Here is a 22,410-nt window from a genome sequence, read left to right on the forward strand (position 1 = left end):
TGCTGACCAAGCGTGTCGATGATAGGACCAACAAATGAGATTGACGGAATCGAGATCCCATCCCCACGCCCGCACAAACACCCCTATTGAAATAAAAAATTAAATTGGAATACCATTCTAGAAAAATGCCGAGCCGAGCCGTCGTTCGCGCCGCGCAGCATCGAACACAGATGAAAACCGGAGACGATGATGCAGAAGACACAGATTGCGGTGATAGGCGTTGGGGCGATTGGGCGGATGCACGTCGAGCGCCTGCGCCTGCATCCCACGTGTGAGTTGCTCGCAGTAGCGGACCCCACCTCGGCCGGTGAGGCCTATGCCAAGGCCGAGGGATTACGCTGGTTCGCCAACCACGCGGACATGCTCGATGCCACGCGGCCGCACGGCGTCATCGTCGCCACGCCGAACGCGACGCACCGCCCGATCGGGCTCGATTGCATCGCACGCGGCATTCCCGTCTTGATGGAAAAACCGATCGCCGATACGGTCGAAAATGCGCGCGCGCTCAGCCGCGCCGCGACCGCAGCTGGCGTGCCGCTGCTAGTAGGCCATCACCGCCGACACAATCCTATCCTGCAGCGCGCCCGCGCGATCGTCGACGCCGGCGCGTTGGGACAGCCTGTCGCGGCCATGGCCATGGCGACGTTCTACAAACCCGATTCGTATTTCGAGATGGCATGGCGCCGTGAAGCCGGCGGCGGCCCGGTGTTGATCAACCTGATTCACGATATCGACATGCTGCGCTATCTGCTGGGCGAGATCGTCGAGGTGCAAGCGCAAACGTCGAATAAGGTCAGGGGATTTGCCGTGGAGGATAGCGCCGCCGTATTGCTGCGCTTTGCCAGCGGCGCGCTCGGTACATTGGCCGTTTCCGACACGGCCGCCTCGCCGTGGAACTGGGATCTCGCAGCGGGCGAGGCCGCTCACTACCCACAGCAATCGGTCAACACGCATTTCCTGACTGGCACCGATGGCTCGCTGACCTTGCCGCTGCTGCATCTGTGGCAGTATCGCGAAAAGAAGGGCTGGCACGATCCCTTGAGCGTGGACCAGACCACGCCGCATCGCAAAGACCCTTATGCCGAGCAACTCAGCCACTTCGCCCACGTCATCGCGGGCGAGGCAACGCCACTCTGCTCCGGCGAGGATGCTACTCAGACCTTGGCCGCCACCTTCGCGGTACATGAAGCGGCCGCTTCGCAGAAGCCGGTTGCACTGGGCTGAGGGCCGTGCAGTCGTTCCCGTCGATGGCGCTCAAGCCGGAAACGCGTAGGGAAGCCCTACATAGTTTTCGGCGATGGTGCGAAGCCCCGCGTCGGATTCCGTGAAGTAGCGGAAATCCGTTTCCTGCATGCGGCGTGAAAACGCATCGCTGTCCGGGAATTCATGCAGCAGCGACGTCATGAACCAGGAGAAACGCTCCGCTTTCCAGATCCGCTTCAGCGCGATGGCCGAATAGCGTTCGACAAGATCGTCGCGGCCTTGTTCGTAGACACCCAGCATGATGCGATACAAGGTGTTGACATCGCTCGCGGCGAGATTTAGCCCTTTCGCACCGGTGGGCGGCACGATATGCGCCGCATCGCCAAGCAGAAACAAACGGCCGTGCTGGATCGGCTCGACAACGAAACTGCGTAGCGGCGCGATGCTTTTTTCGAGGGCGGGCCCCGTCACCAAGGCACTGGCGATATCGGCGGGCAGGCGACGACCCAATTCATCCCAAAATCGATCATCCGACCAGTTCTGCACCTGCTCGGTCAGGGGGACTTGCAGGTAGTAGCGGCTCCGCGTTGCCGACCGCTGGCTGCACAAGACAAAGCCGCGCGGGTGATGCGCATAGATCAGCTCGTGATTGACGGGCGGGGTATCGGCCAGCAAACCCAACCAGCCAAAAGGATAGGTACGTTCGAACGTCTGCAGACGCGCAGTGGGAATGCTTTTTCGAGACACGCCGTGATAGCCATCGCATCCGGCGATATAGTCGCAATCCAGGCGCACGTCCACGCCGTCCTTTCGAAATGTCACATACGGCTGCGTGCTTTCGAGATCGTGTAGCGTGACGTCCTCTGCCGCATACACGATATCGGGGCCATCGATGCCGCGCGCCTCCATCAGGTCGCGCGTCATCTCGGTCTGCCCATAGACCAGGACGGTCTTTCCACCGCTCAGCCGCTTCAGATCGACGTGCACGCGGGTACCGCCATAAATCATATCGATGCCCTCGTGCACGAGGCCTTCGCGATCCATTCGCGCCGACACCCCCGCTTCCCGCATCAAGTCGACCGTGCCCTGTTCGAGGACGCCCGCACGGATGCGCCCCAATACGTAGTCGGGCGTCTGGCGCTCGATAATGACATTATCGATACCTGCATTGCGCAGCAACTGGCCCAGTAACAATCCGGACGGACCGGCGCCAATGATGGCGATCCTGGTGTTCATTTCGTCTTCCTCCAGCCATTTTCGTTATATTTTTAGGACGCGACGCAGCGGCAATGTGCGCTGAATCGACCGCACTTGCATCTATGTTTTCCTAAAATACGCGGAGGGGGAAGATCCTTATCGTCGGTAAAATGGCACTTTTGGAAACAGGCCATAGCGCCCGACAAGAAGCGAACACGCACCCATGACCACGCCCCAATTGGCAAGCCAGGATATTCCCGTATATAAGCTGTACGGTGAGGCCTTTGCATGGCCCACGCTGGACCTGATGCACTGCGAGTCCATCCCCGAGCGCAGCCGTCTCTACGTCTGGGAAATCGGCCGGCACCGTCATGCCGATCTGGCGCAACTGCTGTATGTCCGACAGGGCACGGCGGACCTGGATATCGAAGGCAGACACACCCGCATCGAAACGCCGTCGATGCTGATCGTGCCACCAATGTGTGTGCACGGCTTTCGCTTCAGCGAAAACGTCGACGGCTATGTGTTTACGTTGGCCCTGCCTTTGCTGGAACGTATTCAACAAGAACTCGGGGCCAATCATCCGATGCTGCTGACGCCCGAGTGTTATCCGGTCGGTCCCGACAAGGGCTATATCGACATGCTCAGCGATACGCTGAATCGCGAATACCAGACGGTGGCGCCGGCGCGCGATCTGCTGCTGCGCTCGCTAACGAGTGCGCTAATCGTTTGGTTGGGTCGGCAGATCCTGCAGGAGAAGACGCCGGAAGCACCGCGCGATCGGGGCCAGCTCTATCTGTCCGCCTTTGCGCGTTTGATCGAAGCGCAATATCGCGATCACTGGTCGATTCAGCAGTATGCCGACCGGCTCGGCATCACGACCACGCATCTGAATACGATTTGTCGCCGCGTGCTGAACCTGACGGCGCTGGATGTACTGCATCAGCGCGTCGTCCTCGAAGCAAAACGCAGCCTCGTCTATACGACACTCGGCATCAACGAGATCGCGGATCTTCTCGGCTTCTCCGAGGCGACCTACTTCACGCGCTTTTTCAAACGCCTGACGGGCTTCACGCCGAAAGACTTCCGCAATACGCGCAGTACGGACTAGCACCTAAGCCGCGCCGTACCGCTGATGCATCACTTGGCTGCAGGTCGGATCGCATCGGCAAACACCGACGCATCGACATTCCCGCCCGATGCCACGACGACGACGCGCTTGCCGACCAGCGCGTGCGCTGCCGGATCGCTCATCATCGCCGCCAGCGCGACGGCGCCACCCGGCTCGACGACGACGCGGAACGCGTCGAAGCAAAACGCCATCGCGCGACGCACCGCGTCATCGTCCGCGGTCAACACGCCGGCGAGGCGCTTGCTGTTAATCGAGAACGGCAGCTCGGCCGGCAACGGTGCCAACAAGGCGTCGCAAATCGAGACACGACCCGACGCATTCGATTCACGCTGCCCGCTCACCAACGACCGGCGCGTATCGTCGAAGTCGCTGGGCTCGGCGGCCCAGACCTGCGCGCGCGAGCCCGCTGCCTCGACTGCCAGATTGATCCCGGCGCTCATCCCACCGCCGCCGCAAGGGGCAATGATCGCGTCGACCTCGCCGCCCACCTGTTCCAGCGCTTCCAAGGCCAAGGTGCCTTGGCCGGCGATCACATGGTGATGATCGCCTGGCGGCACGACCTGATACTGTCCTTCGCGTGCCAGCGCTTCGGCAACCGCTTCCCGGCTTTGCGTCTCGCGATCGTAACGAACGATGCGCGCACCGGCGACACGTGCCTTCTCCACTTTGTTTTCCGGCGCATTCGACGGCATCACGACGATCGTCGGAATCGACAGCATGCGGCCGACCGTCGCGATCGCCTGACCATGATTGCCGGTCGAATAGGCAACGACGCCATCCGGACAGGTCGCGCGGTCCAAGCGCGCCATGCAGTTGTAGGCGCCTCGGAACTTGAAGGCGGCCGTATGCTGCAGGCTTTCCAGTTTGACGAATACCTGGGCGCCCGTCATCGCATCGAGCGCATCGGAGCGGACCACCGGGGTGCGTACGGCCACGCCGGCCAGCAGTTCCGCCGCGTCGAGAACATCCTGTGCAAGCGGCATGCGATAAGACAACATCTTGTCGACCTTGAAAACGTACGCCGTTCTGCCGCTCACACGGCCACGACGGGTTAATAAGAAGAACGTCCGGCCGGCATCACGGGTAGGCCCCACCGGTTGGAATCGATCGGTTCAGGCAGCATTGCCTGTCACGTGGCCTCATTGTTGTCAGCAGCAATGGTTTTGTCATATGCCGATTTGTCGATGCCTTTTAACATGACGTTAAGCGAGGTCCGATGCCGACCCGGTCTGGGCGACCGTCCGCACCAAAACGGTGCCCACTGGGCCCGCCGATCCCGCTGCGGCGCCCTCGGATTTGACCAGCCATAACGAAAGGTTAACCACTACCTATATATAGTTACTCTCGCTAAAACGGGACTGTGATTTAAATTCGACTTATTGTCATTTCTGATGAAAAGAACGGGCCGGGTGCTTCCGGGCAGAACACACCGCCCTTTCGATCAGGTCACCGCCACAATAAATCATCTACATCGCCATGAAACGTCTCATCACAGTTGCAGCAGCCCAACTCGGCGCCATCCAAAGAGCGGACACGCGCGAATCGGTCGTTCAGCGCATGGTTGCGTTGCTCGAGAAGGCGCATCGGCACGGCGCCAACGTTGTGGTCTTCCCTGAACTGGCCTTGACGACGTTTTTCCCGCGCTGGTATGTCGAAGACCTCGACGACGCGGACGAATGGTTCGACGAAACGCTGCCCTCGCCGTCGACGCAACCGCTGTTCGACGCAATCCGACGCTATCAGCTGACCTGCTATCTGGGCTATGCCGAAATCTCTCACGAGGCGGATGAAACGGGCGTGGTTCGCAAACGCCGTTTCAATACCTCGGTGATCATCGCGCCGAACGGCGAAATCGTCCTGAAATACCGCAAGGTCCATCTGCCAGGCCACAAGGAATTCTCGACGATCCGTAAAGTGCAGCATCTGGAGAAGCGGTATTTCGAGGTGGGCAACCTCGGTTATCCGGTGGTGCGCGCACCGGTCGGCAATGTCGACGGGGTGAACGTGGGGATGCTGCTGTGTAACGACCGTCGCTGGCCGGAAGCGTGGCGCGAACTCGGTCTGCAGCAAGTCGAACTGGTCATGCTCGGGTACAACACGCCGGCGATGAATCAGGAAAACCGTGGCTTCGAAGCGCACTACCTGCGCAATTTCCATTCGCAACTGTCGATTCAGGCTGGTTGCTATCAGAATGCGACGTTCGGCGTGGGCGTAGCGAAGGGCGGCATCGAAGACGGTTGCGAGCTGATGGGGCACTCGATCATCGTCAACCCGCAAGGGGAAATCATGGCGACGGCGACGAGCAACGACGATCACGTCATCGTGGCCGACTGCGATCTGGGCATGTGCGAACTCGGCCGCAGCACGATCTTCAACTTCGCGCAGCATCGCCGCCTGGAAGCCTACAGCCGTATCACGACGCAGACGGGCAGCGTCGCACCGCCCGTCTGGACGCCGTCTACGAAGGCCTGATCGCGGTGTCAGGGGTGCGTAGGTCGATCGACCTACGCACCGCGGCTTCTGCGTCCATGTCGCGTGCTTGTCGGCATGCATTTTCAAGACGAGGTAAAGCGCGCCGTCAAAAAGTCGATCGCCGTACGCAGCAAGGCGGTAGGCCGCTGATCACGCGCATGCACAAGATACATTGGCGCGGCGGCGTAACACCACGCTGGCAGGATCGGCAGCAGGCGTCCCGACGCAATATCGTCCGCCAGCAGCAACTCCGGCTGCAAGGCGATACCGACGCCTTGCAGCGCGGCAGCACGCAACGCCCTCCCATCGCTCGCAGTGAACCGTCCCTTCACCGGAACATGACATTGCTGCTCATCGGGACCTACCAGGGTCCAGAAAAACTCCCGCGTTCGCCAATAGGACAGCCCGAGACAGCGATGCTCGCGTAATTGCTCCGGCGTTTCGGGTTGTCCATATCGCTTCACATAATCGGGCGAGGCAGCAAGGATCCGGCGATACGCGTTCAACGGCCGCGCGACCAAGTCAGCACTGTCGATATCGCCGATATGAATGGCCAAGTGATAACCCTCGCGAATCACGTCGATAGGCGCATTGTCGAGGACCAGATCGATGTTCGCTTCCGGATGTATTTCGAGATATTCCGTCAACACGGGCGTCAGCCTTTCGCTGCCGAAACTAACGGGCGCGACGATCCGCAAGGTGCCGCGCGGCGTACTTCGCAACTCCGCTGCACTGGCCTCGGCCTGCTCGAATTCGTGCAGCGCACGCTTGCAGCGCTCGTAATATAGGGCGCCAACTTCCGTCAGTTGATGCCGACGCGTAGTCCGATGCAGCAATTTGGCGCCCAAGCGCTGCTCTATTTCGCGAATATGCTTGGCCACCATCGTCGGGGTCACGTCGCTGATCGCCGCCGCCGAGGCGAAACTGCCCGCTTCGACCACCCGCACGAACATTTGCATACCCGCCAGCTTATCCGCCATTCGATACCCCTTGGTTTCGAATGTCCCAACCCACCGCTCGTTTATTCACGCCGCCTCTCTCCCGATAATGGCTGCTCACGCGTCACCGAGACGCTAACCAAAGGAGCCATTATGCCCATCCTGCAAATCGATATGCACCCCGGCAAGACGTTGACGCAAAAGCGGGAGCTGGTACAAGGCATCACCCGCGCCGTCGTCGATGCGCTGGCCTGTCCGCCCGAGCTGGTCGAGATCATCATTCGGGAGACGCCGAAGGACGCGTGGTCCGTAGCGGGCACATTGAAATCGGACACGTAAAAGGCCGGCGCAATGTCTTTCGCGTTTGTCTCACAACGCGCTACTCGTTCGGGCTTTCGGGCGAACCGTCTAATCGAAATGCAACTGCGTCTTGATCGTCGCGCTCGACGTCATGCTCTGCACGGCCGCCGCGAATTCCCATACGGAAAATGGCTTGCCGAGCAGCAGCGGTACCTTGCCCACGAGGTCGGGCATGATTTCGACCGCGGCACTGAAACGGTTGGCCAGCGAATTCGATCCGACGATACGCAACTCGTGCTCATAAACCTTGAACGGGTGGACCGCGATCGTCGCATCGGTGTCATGCACGCCAACCTGGACGAGCGTGCCGGTCTTGCGCACTAGCGACAAGGCCAACTCCAGCGCCGGCATCGCACCGGCGGCTTCGAATACGATGTCATAGCGTTCTTCGACGACTGCCTCCGGGGTGTGTCTCTCCACGTTTTCTAACGTCAGGTCGAAGGCCGGTACTTCGATTGAAGGTACTGTACGTACAATACCGACGAAGGAAGTATAGGGTGGCCCTGTGCGGCCAGACAGCCCCGGATGACCCTAGGCAGATTTTTGAGAGATCAGTCGTTGAACTTTCGTTCGCGCGTGAACGCACCGATTTTTTCGAGAACCCGCTTGCCCTGGCTGAGCTCGCGCTGCCAGATATTGCAACCGACGATCACCCCGCGCGCGCCCGAGCGAATGGTTTGCGCAACGGCGTCCACGCCCATGCGGACGGCGTCTTCCACCGTCGTGATCAGTCCATGGCTGCCGCGACCATCCTGTTCACGGTAGTCGTAGTAGGTATCGATCGTCAGCACGCGCGTGAGATGCGGATGCGCCGCGAAGAGCCGCGCGCTCTGCCGGACCTGTCCGGGCGTCATCATGAAGCCCGTCACATCGCTGGACTTGCCCCAGGTGGCGAACGGCGACGACGGTCTTTCCAAGCCTTCGATACGATCGAAGATCAGACCGTGGTCCACCGGCATGATGATCGCGACGCGATCCGAAGGCAGTGTGCGGCGAAGGCGGTATTCCATGGACATGTCAGATTTCCTCGTTTAGTGCGCCCTTGCGGCGCGATGCGGTATCGATCGATTTCAACTAGTGAAAAGAGACAAAGAGGGGACAAGAAAACCGTGGCATCCAACCCGAGACAACAACGCATCTTCTGCGGAATCGATGTCGGCTCCACCAATGTCAAGGTGATCCTGATCGACGAAACGGCACGCACGCTGTGGACGAAAGCGATCGCGATGCCGCGCGTGGACGATACCGACGGCGGGAAAGACGCGATCGCAACCGATGTCTCCCCGCTGGTCGCCACGCTCGAAGACCTGATCATCGAAGGCTGGCACAAGACCGGCGCAGGCGCGCCGATTGCCGCGATCGCCGTCACCGGTGTCGGCGAGGATGGGGTGCCGGTAGACGCGGCGCTGCGCCCCCTCGATACGGCGATACCCTGGTTCGACCGTCGCGCCGACGCCCTGGCCACGCTGGACGAAACGCTGGGTGAGCTGGCCGATATCAAAGTGACGGCCGGCGTGAAACTCGACTTCTCCCGAACCGCCGCTAAATGGCGCTGGCTGCGTCGTCATCGGCAAGCCGCGATGGGTCGCGCTGCGTTTTGGCTGACCTTGACCGACTACCCGGCCGCCTGGTGGGCGCAGACGCCCTTCATTAGTGAAACCTTGGCGGCCCGTACCGCTTGCTACGACGTGTTCGCGCGGCGTTGGAGCGCGCCAATGCTGGCCGCTTGCGGCGCGCCGCCGCTGCCTGCCGTCAGCAGCGCGGGCGATGTCATTGGTGTCGTGTGCGTCGGTCGCTTGCTCTCGAGCGGTGCGGCGGACGGCGACACGCTGGTGATCGCGGGTGGCCATGACCATCCCGTGGCCGCGTCGGCAATCAAGCGATTGCGTCCCGATGCGATCGTCGATTCCTTGGGCACGGCCAACCTGATGTACGATGAGATTGCATCGATCTCGCCGCGCACGGATCCTTTTATCGCCTTCTCGGTGCCTGTTAGCGGCAAGCCGGGTCTCGCTTGCCTCGGCGTCTTCGAATTTGCCGCATCGCTGGCGCCGTTCCGTCGGCAAAGCGGCGATGCAACAGGCGCGGAGAACGTGCTGCAGCGCTATCTGTCACAGGACCATGCGGGCGGCACGCCGGGCAATGTGCAAGCGATTACAGCGTCCCTGCATGATGCATTGCAGGCGGACCATACGATGTCGACACGCGCTGTGGACGAACGTCATCTGCGTCTTGCCTTGGAAGCGGGCTGTCTCTACGCGCGCTGCATGCGCGATGCGATCGCGATGGCCCACGCGGCGGGTGGCGAATCGGCGGGGCTGGCAGCGGACGCGCCCGTGTATGTCGTAGGAGGTTGGGCACGATCGACCGCCCTGCTGCAGTTGCGGGCGAGCGTCTTTGGCAGGCAGGTGTACGCGGTGGAGGAAGATGAGCTGACTGCTCTGGGCGTTGCGTTGATCGCGCGCGACGCGGCGGTGACCGCGCAAGCGCTGGTCGGCACCGCATCGCTGTCAGCGCAGCCGTCAACACCGCATCACGGCTTTGTCCGCAAGACCCATCGCTTCGATCCGGTGCCCGCCTGGCGCGATGCCTACGACCGGATCTATCCGACATTCCGCGAATACGCCAGCGCCGAGCTGACGACCTTGGCGGACCACGACTCAGCATGATGCGTCTCTAATACGACTCTCCGACTCCCATGAAAAAACTGATCAATCACGCTGACACGGTCGTACGGGACATGCTCGAAGGCATTGCCCGTCAACGTCCGCATACCGCCATTCTTGGCGATGACAACATTCTGGTTCGCACCGATCTGCCATCCGGCCCGGACCGTCCCGTCGCCATCATCTCTGGCGGCGGCAGCGGTCACGAACCGGCGCATGCCGGCTATGTCGGCGAGGGGATGCTCAGCGCGGCGGTATGCGGCGAAGTCTTCACCTCGCCCTCGACCGATGCCGTTCTGGCGGCAATCATCGCCACGGCCGGCCCGAAGGGCGCGGTGCTCGTGGTCAAGAATTACACCGGCGACAAGCTGAACTTCGGCCTTGCCGCGGAACTGGCCCGCGCGGAAGGGATTCCGGTGGAGATCGTCAGCGTCGCCGATGACGTATCGCTACGCGCCGACACGCACGAGAACCGACGCCGCGGGATCGCCGGGACCGTCCTGATCCACAAGATCGCCGGTGCGGCGGCGGCGCGCGGCCTGACGCTCGAAGAAGTCGCGACGCTGGCCCGAGAGGCAGCGGCCGTGCTCGGCACCATGGGCGTGGCACTGAGTGGTTGCACGATGCCGGGCGCCGATAAAGCCAGCTTCACGCTGGCCGAGGACGAGATCGAATTGGGACTCGGCATCCACGGCGAAAAAGGCGTGCGACGCGTTGCACCGATGACGTCGCGCGCGCTTGCTGAAACGCTGGTGTCGAATATCGTCGAAGCGTTGCAGCTCGAATCCGGCGCCTCCGTCGCCTTGCTGGTCAATGGGCTGGGTGCAACGCCGCAGATGGAACTGGACATCGTCTTGCGCGATGCCTACGACGAAGTCGTCAAACGCGGCATGTCCGTGACGCGCGCCTGGAGCGGCACGCTGCTGAGCGCACTCGATATGGCCGGCTGCTCTATCTCATTGATGCGCACCGACGATGCGCGACTGGCATTGCTCGATGCGGCGACGACGGCCCGTGCCTGGCCAGGTGCCGGCGACACCAACGACACCATCCGCCTGCCGTCTCCCACCTTGCCGTCGAGTACCGCCCCGGCGGCGGACAGCGCCGATGCGCGGCGCTGGATCGCGGCGATCCGCCCGGCGCTGAGCGCCGTATCGAAGACGCTGCTCGACAATGAACCGCGGCTGACGGAACTGGACTCCTTGTCGGGTGATGGCGATCTCGGTGCCAGCATGACGCGCGCCGCCCATGCGATCGACGCCGTCGATGACGCGGTGCTGACCTCCCCCGCCGCGGCATTGGCGGGCCTCAGCCTGGCCTTGCGCAAAGCCATCGCCGGCAGCTCCGGGCCGTTTTATGCCACGGCTCTGATGCGTGCCGCGCGGTGCCTGCAACAGGGAGACAGCCCACGAGACGTCGACTGGGCCAATGCGTTCAAGCAGGCCGTCGCCGCCATCGGCGAATTGGGTGGCGCGAAGGCGGGCGATCGAACCATGCTCGATTCGCTTATCCCGGCGTCCGACACCTTTGCGGCGAGGTTGCAAGCGGGTGACGATGTCAACGCCGCATGGCGCGCCGCCGTGGACGCAGCCGAACAAGGCGCGGAAGCGACCGCACAGATGTCGCCGCGCGCCGGACGCGCCAGCTATCTGGGCGATCGCGCAAAGGGGGCGCCGGATGGCGGCGCCGCGGCTGTGTGGATGTGGCTGCGTGCATTGACCCCCTTTATCGGTCCGCGCTGATCGCATGCAGTCGATCGGGCGGCTTAGGTGATACCCGATGTGGTGCGTCATCCTGTTGCCGGCTGCACGTACAATACGGACATGCGCGTGCACGTCCGCTTGACGCATCGCCCAAGCGGCGCGCACGTTCGGCCTGACGATGGCTTGCCGGACCCGGCCTGGACCTTGCCCTGAAGAACGCCCGCCTATGAGTGCTTTGAACGATACCCGCATCGACCGTACGTCGGCGGTCCCCTACTACTTGCAATTGGCGCAGATGATGGAGACGGAAATGGACCGGGGCGCCTTCGGCCCGGGCGACCGCCTGCCCACCGAGAGCGACCTGTGCCGCGACTACGATCTGGCCCGTTCCACGGTACGCGAGACGTTACGGCATCTGCAGGATCAAGGTCGGATCAAGGTCGTGCCGCGCCGCGGGGCATTCGTCGCGGAGCCTGCGCAATCGGGCTGGTTACTGCAGTCGGCGCGGGGGTTTCTGGAAGCCGAATTCGATCACAAACGCGACGGCGTGGAGACGCGCGTTCTCACCGCCAAGCGCTGCAAATTACCTCCCGCCGCGTCCGACGCGCTGGGACTGCCCGCCAATGCCCCCGGCTTCATGCTGGCGCGCGTGCGGCGCCTGGACGGCAAGTTGGCGCTCTACTCGGTGAATTACCTGCTGCCGGAGCTGGAAAACACGCTGCGGGAGAGCGACGTGCTCAGTGGCTAAGGCTCCTTGACACGGGCCTTGCGGCTAGGCGGCTTCGAGACGGCGCGCGCGCGTCGAAGCGTGGCGGCCGTCGCGGCCGAAGGCGATGCCGCCCGCGTCTTGAAAACCCCGGACCGCGAACCGCTGCTGCTGGTCACCTCGGTCTCCTGGGACAAGCGCGGCAAGCCCTTCGATTTCTACACCTCCTGGATCAAGAGCGACGTGGTCCAGATTGCCGTCGAAGCGATGTCGAACGGCAACGATTGACGCGGGCGCGCACTGTCGAGCGCCCCTCTGATGATGATCGGCTGGAATCGGCGTCCCCCACCCGGTTCCCAGCGCACGACGAAGGAAAGCAATGACCCTGTCTAACACGCCCACTATCGCGCTGATCGGGCCCGGTGCGATCGGTACGACGGTGGCGGCCGCGCTGCACGAGGCCGGCCGCACGCCGACGATTTGCGGCCGTTCCGCGCTCAACCAGTTGACGTTGCACGTGGACGGCGAACCGATCGTCGTCCCGGGACCGGTCCTGACCGACCCGCGCACGATCGATACGCCATTCGACCTTATCTTCGTCGCGGTCAAGACGACGCAGATCGAGGCCGCCGCACCGTGGCTCGCGGCCTTGTGCGGGCCGGACTCGGTTATCTGCGCGCTGCAAAACGGAGTCGAGCAAAAAGCGAACCTCGCGCCGCTCGTCTCCGGCGGCACGGTGCTCCCTGCCGTGGTCTGGTTTCCGGCCCAGCGCGAAGCGGACGCGTCGGTGCGCTTGCGCGGTCAGCCGCGCATTACGCTACCGGATAATGCCGGCGCCGAGCGGGTGGTTGCGGCGCTGGAGGGGACGCGGTGTTCGGTCGATGTCGCAAAGGACTTCACCACGCTGGCCTGGCGCAAGTTGCTCCAGAATGCAGTGGCGGGTTTGATGGTGCTGACCGGTCGCCGCGCAGGCATGTACGCGCGCACCGACATCACGACGCTGGCGCTGGCTTACGCACGCGAGTGTCTTGCCGTCGCCCGTGCCGAGGGGGCGGCTTTAAACGATGCGGCACCACAGGAGATCATCGACGGCTTTCATCGCTCGCCGCCTGATCTGGGCACGTCCATCCTCGCGGACCGGCACGCCGGCCGACCGCTCGAATGGGATTGCCGGAACGGTGTGATCCAGCGATACGGGCGTATCCATGGCGTTCCAACGCCGATCAGCGATCTGGTCGTGCCGCTGCTGGCGGCCGCCAGCGACGGACCGGGCTAACGCAAGCGAAAGCCAGTAGCGAGAAGACGAAGGTGGCGCAGACGAGGGGAATCGGGCCGCCGTCGAAAAGGGCGCCCACGGCGGTAGCGAGCAGCGAGGCGACGTCATCGGAATCGACGCAACGAGCGACGACGCCATGCCGGCAATAAAGCTCGTCACGATGAACTGCGCGTGATTCGTATTCGACAATCGGAGATCCGATCCGATCGTCGACAAGGACGGCAAGACCGCATCGATTCCCAGCGAGCCGAGAGCGAATACGGCCGCCAGGAAAGTCACCAGTTGCAAAAAGGACGGGGCAGTGGCGCGCTCGCGTGATGAGGGCATCAAACGTTCCGGATACCGGAGTCTTCCTTTTTCAAGACATCGCTGGTGCCGGCTTCCCGAAGACTCATTGCCGAGACGACGGTCAAGACCGCCGTCTCGGTAAACTCGCGCAGCGTGAGGCTGCCGCAGCTGCACATCGTCGACTTGATTTTCGCGAGCGTCAGTTCGACGTTCTTCGTCAAGCGCCCCGCGTATGGCACATACGCATCGACGCCTTCCTCGAACAACAGGCCCTTCTTCGCGCCCGCTTCGGCGCCCGCATCGTAGCGTTCCCAGTTTCGCGCACGATTCGAACCTTCGCCCCAGTACTCTTTGTAGTAACTGGAACCCAACTTCACCAGCGCCGCGGGACTCTCGTCGAATCGCGCGAAATAACGGCCCATCATCAGAAAATCGGCGCCCATCGCCAAGGCGATGATCATGTGATTGTCGTAGACGATACCGCCGTCCGAGCAGATCGGAATATACACACCGGTCCGTGCTTGATATTCGTCGCGTGCCGTTACCACGTCCATCAAGGCCGACGCCTGTCCTCGGCCGATGCCCTTTTCCTCTCGGGTGATGCAGATCGCGCCACCGCCGATGCCGACTTTGACGAAGTCCGCACCGGCCTCGGCGAGGTAATTGAAGCCGCGCGCATCGACGACGTTTCCGGCACCGATCTTGACCTTGTCGCCATACTTCGTCCGGACAAAATCGATCACGTGCTTCTGCCAGACCGAATAGCCGTCCGACGAGTCGATGCAGAACACATCCGCGCCGGCGTCGACAAGCGCAGGGATCCGGGTCTCGTAATCGCGGGTGTTGACGCCGGCACCGACCAACAGCTTTTTCTTCTCATCCAGCAATTCGCGTGGGTTGTTCACATGCTCGTCGTAGTCTTTTCTGAACACCAGCGAAGACAAATAGCCGTTCTTGTCGAGGATCGGCAAGACATTGAGCTTGTTGCGGCGGATCAGGGCATTGGCATCCTTCAATGGCATCCCGTCCACGCCGGAGATGATCTTTTCAACCGGCGTCATGATGTCGGCCACGAGACTGCCCCGGTCGAAGTCCTCTTGCGAGTAATCGCGCGAGGTGACGATACCCAGCAGTTTCCCGCGCGCCGTTCCATCATGCGTCACGGCAACGGTCGAGTGCCCGGTTTGCTGCTTCAGCGCAACCAGCGACGACGCCAGCGCCTCCGGCGCGACGTTCGAGTCGCTTTCGACCATGCCGGCCTTATATTTCTTGACCTTGGCGACCATATTCGCCTGGCTGGCGATCGACTGGCTCGAGAAGACGAAGGAGACTCCGCCTGCCCGCGCTAGCGCGATAGCCATGCCGTCGTCGGACACCGATTGCATGATCGACGAGGTGAACGGAATATTGAGCGTGAGATCCGGCTTATCGCCCGTCTTAAATTTCACCAGAGGCGCCGCCAAGGACACATTGGCCGGCGTGGTTTGCTCGGATGTGAGATTGGGCAGCAGGAGAAATTCGCCAAAGGTCCGCGATGGTTCCAGCAGTACTTTTGCCATGTCTTACTCCGTATATAAGAGTCTTTGCCGCCCCTAAGCGGTCGGCGGCGTGCTCGATAATGGATTTTGCCGTAAAACGCGTCCCGCTTCGCGCCTAGACGCAGGCCCCGACCGGGCCACGATAGAGACGTCGTGACTATTCCGAGATTGCATACCTTACAACCAAGCACAATGGTTTTTAAAACGGCGCTGAAGATCGGGAATTATGGGCCTATTTTACGACAAACATGCGGCATCCTGGTGTACCGCAAACCGCCATCAAGAAGCGCTGGGCGCGATGGCCTGCATAGTGATTCGCGCAAAGCTCAGTGGATGCCCTTCAAGAACCGCTTACCATTCGTCGCCGATGTCGATGGCATCGCGGCGCTTTTTGATTTGCAAGGCGATAGACGCAGAGACAGGCGGCATCGTCCCATCGAACGCATTCATGAATAGGGCGAGGTCGCAGTCGCGGGGACCCGTTTGTCGCGCCCTTCGAGGCCATCGACATTCGCGTCGCCGACGCGCACTTCGCGCGCCGCCAACACCGTTGCGCTTGCATTATCATGTGCCCACGTTCCACCCGGAACAGGGCATATGGGAGGCGGTTCATGCTGAGTCTGCGCGCACTGCAGTGTTTGATCGTCCTCGCGGAAGAAGCGAATTTCAGCCGTGCGGCAGCGAGACTGCATATCGCGCAACCGGCGTTAAGCCAGCAGATTCGGGCGCTGGAAGCCCGTATCGGCACCACGCTCGTCGATCGATCACGACGACCGCCGCGACTCACCGAAGCCGGGCAATTCCTCTGTGCCGAAGGGCAGCGCATCCTCAGCGTTGCCGATCATGCATCGCGTGGCGCGTTGCAGATCGGCAAGGGGGCACACGGCTGGCTCAGCATCGGCTTCACGCGCTCGTCGATGTACAGCATCCTGCCGCCAGCCCTCAAGGCCTTTCATCGCGACTATCCGCAAGTCGAATTGAAGCTGCTCGAAATGCTCACCGACGAGCAAGGCGCCGCGCTCGACGATTATCGAATTCATGTCGGAATCGGGCGCGAGCCCATGCCCTCCCCCGGCTGCGGCATGCACACCTTACTGGACGAAGCGAAGGTCGTCCTGCTGGCGCGTGATGATCCATTGGCCAAGCATCGGCGTGTCACGCTCGAGTCCTTGCGCGACACGCCATTGATTCTCTATCCAACCCATCGCAGCGCACGGTTCAAACAGTCGGTCATCGATATGTTCCATGAAGCGGGCGTCGTTCCGCACATTGCGCACGAGACGCACGAAATTCAAACGGCGATCGCCTTGGTGGCGGCGGGCCTGGGCGTCACCGTCGTCGGCGAATCCGTTGCCAAACGGGTGCGCTCCGATGTAGTCTGGCGTCGGGTGCAAGGCCCCGGGTCCGCCTCGCGTTCGACGCTGGCCGCCACGTATCGACTCAACGATCCCTCGCCGCATCTGCAAGCTTTCCTGCGCTGCTTGCTCGGGACGGCCTGAAGCCAATCGCACGACGCTGCCGGCATCGAACAAGCATCGGCGAGCGCTTCGCCTGCCGCGACCGATGGCGCGGCCCCTCGTCCAGACAAGGGTTTCCCCTGCCGCACTATAACGTTTTGCTTATAGAAGCATAAGGAGCCAATGTTGGACGCGCTGACGGGCTGACCGTACCATCTATCTCCATAAGACAAATACGGATGCGCCGCGCGCCTATCGCGGTGATGTCGCGTAGCTCTGGAGACGGCGATGCGAGATGAAATCGAGCAGGCCACCATGCGCAAGCTTTTCCGGCGCTTGCTGCCCTTGCTATTTGCCATGATGTTCGTGAATTACCTGGACCGGATCAATATCGGCTTTGCCTCGCTCGATATGAATGCGGACCTCGGCTTCGGTCCTTCGGTATTCGGCTTTGCCGGCAGCATTTTCTTCGTCGGCTATATGCTGCTCGAAGTACCGAGCAATCTGTTGCTGCATCGTTTCGGCGCGCGCCGCTGGATGGCACGAATCCTGATTACCTGGGGCGCGGTCGCGGCGGGTACCGCCTTCGTTTCGAACGCTTACGGCTTTTACGCGGTGCGCTTTCTGCTGGGCGTGATGGAGGCAGGCTTTCTCCCGGGTGTCGCGGTCTATCTCACGCAGTGGTTCCCCGAACGCTATCGCGCCCGCGCCGTAGGCGGCTACATCATCGCCGGCTCTTTCTCGGCCGTTCTCGGCGGCCCGATCTCGACGACCTTGATGACCTATGCCGATGGCCTGGGTGGCTTGCACGGCTGGCAATGGATGTTCCTTTGCGAAGGCGCGCCCGCGGTCGTTCTGGGCTTCCTGACGCTACGCTGGATGACGGAAAAGCCTGCCGACGCGAACTGGCTCGCGCCCGCCGAGAAACAGTGGCTCGAAACCACGCTCGCGGCGGAGCGAGAGCGTCTGGGCACCGGCACGCACGTGCGCTTTCTCGAGGTCGCGAAGGACCCTCGCGTGTGGTCCCTCGCCGCCCTCTTCGGCTGCGCGCTCGTAGGGATCTACGGCCTGTTCCTCTGGTTGCCGCAAATCATCAAGGGACTCGGCCAGCTCTCGAATATCGAGGTGGGCTTCCTGTCGGCGGCCCCGCCTTTGCTGGGCGTGCTCGGGACCGTCATCATCAGCCGTAGCTCCGATCGTACCGGCGACCGCAAGAAGCATCTTGCATTCGTTTATGGCATCAGCGGGCTCGCTATTGCCGGCAGCGCGTACGCCGGCAATCCCATCCTGGCCTACGCGCTGCTTTGCCTCACAGGACTGTTCCTCTATGCGGGGAATCCGCTGTTCTGGAGTCTGGCCGCCTCATACCGGACGGGCGCCGCGGGCGCGGCCACCATCGCATTGATCAATACGATCGCACAGCTCGGTGGCGTCATCGGTCCCTGGACTATCGGCCTGGTCCGCCACGCCACCGGTAATTTCACCGCGGCCTTGCTGACGATCGCCGCCTTCCTCGCGGTGGCGACCATTATCGCCTTGACGATGCGAGAGGACCGGACGACGCACGTGTCGGCGACACCGGCCTCGCACCGCCTTTGAATCACCGAAAGGGACTTCTCATGATCATCGATTGTCACGGGCATTACACGACCTCGCCGCCCGAGCATGAACAATGGCGCGTCAAACAGCTTGCCGCGCTGCGCGATGGCCTGCCGGTGCCCGCTTTGCCATCGATCAGCGATGACGCGATCCGCGCGAGCATCGAATCGGGACAGCGACGCGTACAGCGGGCACGGGGAACCGATCTAACGATCTTCTCGCCCCGCGCGGCGAGTATGGGCCATCACCTGGGCACCGCGTCCGGTAATGTCGCATGGTCCACGGCCTGTAACGATCTGATTCACCGCGTCTGCACGCTCTTCCCGCAGCATTTCGTCGGCGTATGCCAATTACCGCAAACGCCGGGTGTCGGCCTCAACGACTGCATCTCGGAATTACGGCGGTGCGTCGACACGCTGGGATTCATCGGTTGCAATCTGAACCCCGATCCGTCGGGCGGCCATTGGAGCGGGCTCCCGATGACCGACCGCTATTGGTATCCGCTCTATGAAGCGATGGTGGAACGCGACATCCCCGCGATGATCCACGTCTCGTCTTCGTGCAATCCGAACTTCCATGCCACCGGCGCGCATTATTTGAATGGCGATACCTCGGTATTCATGCAATTGGTGGAGGGCGATCTGTTTCGCGACTTCCCCACGCTGCGCTTCGTCATCCCGCATGGCGGCGGTGCGGTCCCCTATCACTGGGGGCGTTTTCGCGGACTGGCGCAAAGCATGGGGCGCCCGCTGCTGTCGGAGCACGTGTTGAACAATGTTTTTTTCGATACATGCGTCTATCATCATCCAGGCACCGAGTTGCTTGCGAAGGTGATTCCCGTCAAAAACATCCTGTTCGCCTCCGAGACGATTGGCGCAGTAAACGGCATCGACCCGGAGACCGGACACGATTACGACGATACCAAACGCTATATTGATGCATTGCCCCACCTCAGCGCCGCCGACAAGGCGTGTATCTACGCGCTGAACGCGCAGCGGGTCTATCCGCGACTCGCGCAGCACCTTGCGTAGTAACGGGCGGCGCGAACGCATGCCGATGCGCCCGCATCGCATCGCACTGGGCATCACCAAAGACAATAAGGAAGAGACATATGAAAACCGTTGCTACCGGACAGCTTGCCGTACGGCGCAGCCGTTTTCGCTGGGTCGTCATCGGCCTGGTCTTCGTGATTTACACGATCGCTGCCGCCGACCGCGCCAACATCGGCGTCGCCCTTCCTTTCATCCGGAAGGAATTCGCGATGTCGAATACGGAGGCAGGCGCCTTGCTGAGCCTGTTTCTGCTCGCCTATGCCCTGGCGCAATTGCCATCGGGCTTCATCATCGGGCGACTCGGCGTGCGCCGCATCTTTTCCTGGTCGATGATCCTGACGTCGATCTTTACCGGCATGATCGGCACGTCGGCGTCGATTTTCGCGCTGAAGCTCTTCCGCTTCGGGCTTGGGCTCGCCGAGGGACCGCTGCCGATCGGCATCTCCGCCACGATCAATAACTGGTTTCCGCCACAAGAAAAAGGCACGGCGGCCGGCATCTTCCTGTCGTCCGTGAAATTTGGGCCCGTCATCGTACCGCCGCTGTGCGCGGCGATCGTCTCACTCTGGGGATGGCGCGAGATCTTCTACGTCTTTGCCGTTCCGGGCGTGCTTCTGTCCTTGGTTTGGTATCTGCTGGTAAAGGATCGGCCGTCCGACAGCCGGTACTGCAACGCGGAAGAGGTCGAATATATCGGTGGCGCGCCGTCGCAGAACACGGCGGGGGCTGCAATCGATTCGTCTGCGTCGATCAAGCAGGCGGCGGCGCCGCATCCCCTTCTGTCGGCGCTCGATCGCTTGATGCGCACGCGGGACGTGACCGTGTTGACGTCGAATAAGGCGATATTTCGGTCATGGAATATCTACGGCGCGGCGCTGGGCTACTGCTTCCAGCTCGGGATTTCGAGCGTGTTATTGGCGTGGATCCCGACGTATTTGCTGACGGTGAAAAAGTTCTCCGTCATGAATATGGGATGGGTCGCCGCCATGCCTTGGGTGGGCGCCGTCATCGGCAATCTGCTCGGGGGCTGGATGTCGGACCGCGTGTTCATGAAGCGCCGCAAGCCGGGCATGATGATTTCGGCACTGGCAACGGCGGTCATGATGTACACCCTGATCCATTCTCCGGCCGAACCGGCTGCCTTCGGCATTCTGCTGTTCATGACCGGTGTGTTGCTGAGCCTTGGTTTCTCGGCCTATATGGCCTACCCGATGGCGATGACTACCCGTGAAACGCTCCCGATGGCAGGGGCCGTCGTGAATATGGGCGGACAACTGGGCGGTGCGATGACCCCGCTGGCGACCGGCATGCTGCTGGATTCCTACGGATGGGGCTATGTGTTCCTGTTCATGGCGATCGGCTCGCTGATCAGTTTTGTCGCCCTGTTGACCATCGACGAGCCGCGACCGGACTGAGGCGCGGTCGTGCGGCGACCGTAGAGACATTCGAGATGCGTTGGATGTCGCGCTTACGGCCGCCTGTAAATCTTCATCAATGGCGTGGACGTGACGCCATGCAGGACGACCGACGCGACGATGACGCCCATCACGATGGGATTGAGCAGCGTCGCGACTTTTGGCACATGCTCCTGCGCGTAGAGCAGATAGTAGAAGGAGCCGACGCCGCGAATGCCCAGCCAGCCGATCAGATAACGCTGAGCGCGCGTCGCGGGAGAGCCCAATAGCGAGAGAAAAACCGCCAGCGGACGTGCAATCAGAAACAGGAGGACGACCACCACCACCGTCTGCCATTTCAGGATATCCGGCCAGACCGTGACGATCGCGCTGCCGATCATTACCATGACCACCGCTTCCGCGATACGCTCCAATTCAACGGTGAAGCCCAAGACGCGTTCCGCTACATAGGCATGGGCGCGCTGCGGATCGGCCGCCGTCTCGGAAATGTTATCGGTTTTGATGCTGCCCAGCGATTCGTTGACCGACTTGTCGCCGCTCGCTTGGTGTTCGACGCGGCGCAAGGCAAGGCCCGCAGCAAACACGGCCAGGAAGGCGTACGTATGCGCCAGCTCGGCGAGGCCGTACGACAACGCAATCAAACCGAGCGCGTAGAACCCTTCCGGGCCGAGGGCCATGCCATGCCGCGTGCGAAGCCAGACGATCACCCGCACGGCCAGCTCCCCCAGCGACCAGCCCACCAGCAGCGCCCCCACCGTGCCCCATATCGCAGCCCCCGCGAAGTGCCAACTCAGCACCTGCGTCGGCACGGCCTCGTAATTGCACACCGCAATACCCAACAGTGCAAAAGGCAACGCGATCCCGTCATTTAATCCCCCCTCGCCGGTGAGCGAAAAGCGCAGCAGGTCCACATCGCCAGGGGCGCTGATTTGGACTTCGTGTGCCAGCACCGGGTCGGTGGGCGCAAGAATCGCGGCTAGCAGAATGGCTTGCCCCAACGTCAAGTGAAGCAGGAAAATGCCGCCCGCCGCCACGAGCAGGATCGTGAAAAGCATCGCGACGATCCCCAAGCGGAGCGGCAACATCCATAGGCGATCCGTCGGCGGCAGGCGGACCCGCAGGCCGATGGCGAACAGCGACACCAGCATCGCGACTTCGGTTATCTGACGCAGCAGGGCGGTATTGTGATTGGCATTGACTTCAAGCAGGTGCAAGCCGATCGGCCCCACCGCTACGCCGATGGCGAGATAGGCCATTGCGCTGGTCACAGGCAAATGCTTGAAAGCGGTGTTCGCTATCCCCATGAAGATCAGCACGCAGCCGACCACGAGAAACCACAACATTTCGTCCATTCGTTTTCCGATAGCAGACCGCGCACCGCATCACACAGCCATGCATCGATGATACC

General features: G+C 61.9%; 19 protein-coding genes and 1 pseudogene. 13 read left to right on the forward strand and 7 right to left on the reverse strand.

Annotated elements, in window-relative coordinates; all coding sequences use genetic code 11:
* Positions 1 to 189 precede the first annotated feature (189 nt).
* A complete protein-coding gene (locus ABEG21_RS17495) occupies positions 190 to 1,224 on the forward strand; it encodes a Gfo/Idh/MocA family oxidoreductase (RefSeq protein ID WP_347558070.1) in 1,035 nt (344 codons plus the stop codon).
* 30 nt (positions 1,225 to 1,254) lie between these two features.
* Here ABEG21_RS17495 and pobA read toward each other — a convergent pair whose 3' ends face one another.
* Positions 1,255 to 2,439, reverse strand: coding sequence for a 4-hydroxybenzoate 3-monooxygenase (pobA, locus tag ABEG21_RS17500; protein WP_347557903.1), 1,185 nt, complete (start codon positions 2,437 to 2,439; stop codon positions 1,255 to 1,257).
* 184 nt (positions 2,440 to 2,623) lie between these two features.
* Here pobA and ABEG21_RS17505 point away from each other — a divergent pair, with 184 nt between their 5' ends.
* Complete coding sequence (locus ABEG21_RS17505) at positions 2,624 to 3,511, forward strand: helix-turn-helix domain-containing protein (RefSeq protein ID WP_347557904.1); 888 nt, start codon at positions 2,624 to 2,626, stop codon at positions 3,509 to 3,511.
* A gap of 29 nt (positions 3,512 to 3,540) precedes the next feature.
* Here the strand turns inward: ABEG21_RS17505 and ABEG21_RS17510 are convergent, their stop codons facing one another.
* Positions 3,541 to 4,569, reverse strand: a complete 1,029-nt coding sequence (locus ABEG21_RS17510; RefSeq protein ID WP_347557905.1) for a threonine/serine dehydratase — start codon at positions 4,567 to 4,569, stop codon at positions 3,541 to 3,543.
* Positions 4,570 to 5,008: 439 nt separating this feature from the next.
* Between ABEG21_RS17510 and ABEG21_RS17515 the strand changes: the two genes are divergently transcribed.
* Positions 5,009 to 6,004 (forward strand): N-carbamoyl-D-amino-acid hydrolase, encoded by a 996-nt coding sequence (locus tag ABEG21_RS17515; RefSeq protein ID WP_347557906.1) that lies wholly within the window; start codon positions 5,009 to 5,011, stop codon positions 6,002 to 6,004.
* Positions 6,005 to 6,087: 83 nt separating this feature from the next.
* On the opposite strand, the gene ABEG21_RS17520 is transcribed toward ABEG21_RS17515, so the two are convergent.
* Positions 6,088 to 6,984, reverse strand: a complete 897-nt coding sequence (locus ABEG21_RS17520; RefSeq protein ID WP_347557907.1) for a LysR family transcriptional regulator — start codon at positions 6,982 to 6,984, stop codon at positions 6,088 to 6,090.
* 111 nt (positions 6,985 to 7,095) lie between these two features.
* Between ABEG21_RS17520 and ABEG21_RS17525 the strand changes: the two genes are divergently transcribed.
* Positions 7,096 to 7,281: a tautomerase family protein gene (locus ABEG21_RS17525; protein WP_347557908.1), complete on the forward strand. Its 186-nt coding sequence runs from the start codon at positions 7,096 to 7,098 to the stop codon at positions 7,279 to 7,281.
* A 69-nt stretch (positions 7,282 to 7,350) separates the two neighbouring features.
* Here the strand turns inward: ABEG21_RS17525 and ABEG21_RS17530 are convergent, their stop codons facing one another.
* Together ABEG21_RS17530 and ABEG21_RS17535 are read right to left on the reverse strand one after the other, a co-directional pair.
* The gene (locus ABEG21_RS17530) at positions 7,351 to 7,722 is read right to left on the reverse strand and encodes a zinc-binding dehydrogenase (RefSeq protein WP_347557909.1); all 372 of its coding nucleotides are present in this window, start codon (positions 7,720 to 7,722) and stop codon (positions 7,351 to 7,353) included.
* A gap of 131 nt (positions 7,723 to 7,853) precedes the next feature.
* Positions 7,854 to 8,318, reverse strand: coding sequence for a hypothetical protein (locus ABEG21_RS17535; protein WP_347557910.1), 465 nt, complete (start codon positions 8,316 to 8,318; stop codon positions 7,854 to 7,856).
* Positions 8,319 to 8,411: 93 nt separating this feature from the next.
* On the opposite strand from ABEG21_RS17535, the gene ABEG21_RS17540 reads away from it, so the two are divergent.
* From ABEG21_RS17540 to ABEG21_RS17555, 4 genes and pseudogenes are all read left to right on the forward strand, one after another.
* Entirely contained in the window at positions 8,412 to 9,971 is a 1,560-nt protein-coding gene (locus ABEG21_RS17540; protein WP_347557911.1) for an FGGY family carbohydrate kinase, read from the forward strand.
* 29 nt (positions 9,972 to 10,000) lie between these two features.
* Entirely contained in the window at positions 10,001 to 11,710 is a 1,710-nt protein-coding gene (locus tag ABEG21_RS17545; protein WP_347557912.1) for a dihydroxyacetone kinase family protein, read from the forward strand.
* 187 nt (positions 11,711 to 11,897) lie between these two features.
* Positions 11,898 to 12,665: pseudogene (locus ABEG21_RS17550) on the forward strand (GntR family transcriptional regulator).
* A 91-nt stretch (positions 12,666 to 12,756) separates the two neighbouring features.
* The gene (locus ABEG21_RS17555) at positions 12,757 to 13,653 is read left to right on the forward strand and encodes an oxidoreductase (protein ID WP_347557913.1); all 897 of its coding nucleotides are present in this window, start codon (positions 12,757 to 12,759) and stop codon (positions 13,651 to 13,653) included.
* 326 nt (positions 13,654 to 13,979) lie between these two features.
* On the opposite strand, the gene ABEG21_RS17560 is transcribed toward ABEG21_RS17555, so the two are convergent.
* A complete protein-coding gene (locus ABEG21_RS17560; RefSeq protein WP_347557914.1) occupies positions 13,980 to 15,500 on the reverse strand; it encodes an IMP dehydrogenase in 1,521 nt (506 codons plus the stop codon).
* A gap of 132 nt (positions 15,501 to 15,632) precedes the next feature.
* Between ABEG21_RS17560 and ABEG21_RS17565 the strand changes: the two genes are divergently transcribed.
* The 5 genes from ABEG21_RS17565 (at position 15,633) to ABEG21_RS17585 (ending at position 21,002) form a co-directional block, all read left to right on the forward strand.
* A complete protein-coding gene (locus ABEG21_RS17565; RefSeq protein ID WP_347557915.1) occupies positions 15,633 to 15,935 on the forward strand; it encodes a hypothetical protein in 303 nt (100 codons plus the stop codon).
* A 158-nt stretch (positions 15,936 to 16,093) separates the two neighbouring features.
* The gene (locus ABEG21_RS17570) at positions 16,094 to 16,978 is read left to right on the forward strand and encodes a LysR substrate-binding domain-containing protein (protein ID WP_347558071.1); all 885 of its coding nucleotides are present in this window, start codon (positions 16,094 to 16,096) and stop codon (positions 16,976 to 16,978) included.
* Between the two features lie 246 nt (positions 16,979 to 17,224).
* The gene (locus ABEG21_RS17575) at positions 17,225 to 18,535 is read left to right on the forward strand and encodes an MFS transporter (protein WP_347557916.1); all 1,311 of its coding nucleotides are present in this window, start codon (positions 17,225 to 17,227) and stop codon (positions 18,533 to 18,535) included.
* 20 nt (positions 18,536 to 18,555) lie between these two features.
* Positions 18,556 to 19,566, forward strand: a complete 1,011-nt coding sequence (locus tag ABEG21_RS17580) for an amidohydrolase family protein (protein WP_347557917.1) — start codon at positions 18,556 to 18,558, stop codon at positions 19,564 to 19,566.
* Between the two features lie 80 nt (positions 19,567 to 19,646).
* Positions 19,647 to 21,002 carry an MFS transporter gene (locus tag ABEG21_RS17585; protein ID WP_347557918.1) on the forward strand — a complete coding sequence of 452 codons (1,356 nt, stop codon included), beginning with the start codon at positions 19,647 to 19,649 and terminating at the stop codon, positions 21,000 to 21,002.
* A gap of 53 nt (positions 21,003 to 21,055) precedes the next feature.
* Here the strand turns inward: ABEG21_RS17585 and ABEG21_RS17590 are convergent, their stop codons facing one another.
* Complete coding sequence (locus ABEG21_RS17590; protein ID WP_347557919.1) at positions 21,056 to 22,354, reverse strand: cation:proton antiporter; 1,299 nt, start codon at positions 22,352 to 22,354, stop codon at positions 21,056 to 21,058.
* Between the last annotated feature and the right edge of the window lie 56 nt (positions 22,355 to 22,410).

This window comes from Robbsia sp. KACC 23696, from assembly GCF_039852015.1.
Taxonomy (GTDB): Bacteria; Pseudomonadota; Gammaproteobacteria; order Burkholderiales; family Burkholderiaceae; genus Robbsia.

What these genes read in the sequence shown, in the direction of transcription:
- ABEG21_RS17495 (WP_347558070.1), top strand. Translation starts at nt 190, where the DNA reads ATGCAGAAGACACAGATTGCGGTGATAGGCGTTGGGGCGATTGGGCGG.
- pobA (WP_347557903.1), bottom strand. Translation starts at nt 2,439, where the DNA reads ATGAACACCAGGATCGCCATCATTGGCGCCGGTCCGTCCGGATTGTTA.
- ABEG21_RS17505 (WP_347557904.1), top strand. Translation starts at nt 2,624, where the DNA reads ATGACCACGCCCCAATTGGCAAGCCAGGATATTCCCGTATATAAGCTG.
- ABEG21_RS17515 (WP_347557906.1), top strand. Translation starts at nt 5,009, where the DNA reads ATGAAACGTCTCATCACAGTTGCAGCAGCCCAACTCGGCGCCATCCAA.
- ABEG21_RS17520 (WP_347557907.1), bottom strand. Translation starts at nt 6,984, where the DNA reads ATGGCGGATAAGCTGGCGGGTATGCAAATGTTCGTGCGGGTGGTCGAA.
- ABEG21_RS17525 (WP_347557908.1), top strand. Translation starts at nt 7,096, where the DNA reads ATGCCCATCCTGCAAATCGATATGCACCCCGGCAAGACGTTGACGCAA.
- ABEG21_RS17535 (WP_347557910.1), bottom strand. Translation starts at nt 8,318, where the DNA reads ATGTCCATGGAATACCGCCTTCGCCGCACACTGCCTTCGGATCGCGTC.
- ABEG21_RS17545 (WP_347557912.1), top strand. Translation starts at nt 10,001, where the DNA reads ATGAAAAAACTGATCAATCACGCTGACACGGTCGTACGGGACATGCTC.
- ABEG21_RS17555 (WP_347557913.1), top strand. Translation starts at nt 12,757, where the DNA reads ATGACCCTGTCTAACACGCCCACTATCGCGCTGATCGGGCCCGGTGCG.
- ABEG21_RS17560 (WP_347557914.1), bottom strand. Translation starts at nt 15,500, where the DNA reads ATGGCAAAAGTACTGCTGGAACCATCGCGGACCTTTGGCGAATTTCTC.
- ABEG21_RS17575 (WP_347557916.1), top strand. Translation starts at nt 17,225, where the DNA reads ATGCGAGATGAAATCGAGCAGGCCACCATGCGCAAGCTTTTCCGGCGC.
- ABEG21_RS17580 (WP_347557917.1), top strand. Translation starts at nt 18,556, where the DNA reads ATGATCATCGATTGTCACGGGCATTACACGACCTCGCCGCCCGAGCAT.
- ABEG21_RS17585 (WP_347557918.1), top strand. Translation starts at nt 19,647, where the DNA reads ATGAAAACCGTTGCTACCGGACAGCTTGCCGTACGGCGCAGCCGTTTT.
- ABEG21_RS17590 (WP_347557919.1), bottom strand. Translation starts at nt 22,354, where the DNA reads ATGGACGAAATGTTGTGGTTTCTCGTGGTCGGCTGCGTGCTGATCTTC.